The sequence below is a fragment of the Salinimicrobium oceani genome (assembly GCF_012037645.1).
In genome coordinates this window covers 1-523 of the sequence record NZ_JAAVJR010000380.1, presented here as the reverse complement: position 1 = coordinate 523, position 523 = coordinate 1, and the positions used below count along the sequence as shown (strand labels likewise).

Below are 523 nucleotides of genomic sequence, written 5' to 3'. Positions count from 1 at the left end.
AAAACCGTACTTAAAGGTTTTCCTGAAACAGCACATCCAATGGGAGTACTTTCTTCCCTTACAAGTGCTCTTACTGCTTTTAATCCTAAATCTGTTAATGTTGACTCGGAGGAGGATATGTATAAGGCGATCGTTAAGATCCTTGCAAAATTCCCTGTTCTGGCTGCTTGGACTTTAAGAAAGAAGAATGGCCAAATGCTTTACAACAGAGATACCAACCTTGGGTATGTTGAAAGCCTGCTAAAAATGATGTTTCAGGAAGATAATCCTAAGAAGAATTTTAAGCAGAATAATGTCGTAGTCAATGCTCTTGATAAGTTACTTATCCTTCACGCAGACCATGAACAAAACTGTTCAACTTCGACTGTAAGGATCGTTGGTTCTTCACACGCCGGACTTTTTGCTTCAATCTCGGCAGGTGTTTCTGCACTTTGGGGACCACTTCATGGAGGTGCAAACCAGGCGGTAATTGAAATGCTGGAGGAGATCAAAGCAGATGGAGGAGATACTTCTAAATTCATTG

At 40.9% G+C, this 523-nt stretch carries 1 protein-coding gene; it reads left to right on the top strand.

Annotation, left to right across the window (positions count from 1 at the left end; translation table 11 throughout):
• The coding region (locus HC175_RS17275; RefSeq protein ID WP_317172350.1) for a citrate/2-methylcitrate synthase at positions 1-523 on the top strand (523 nt) is incomplete at both ends.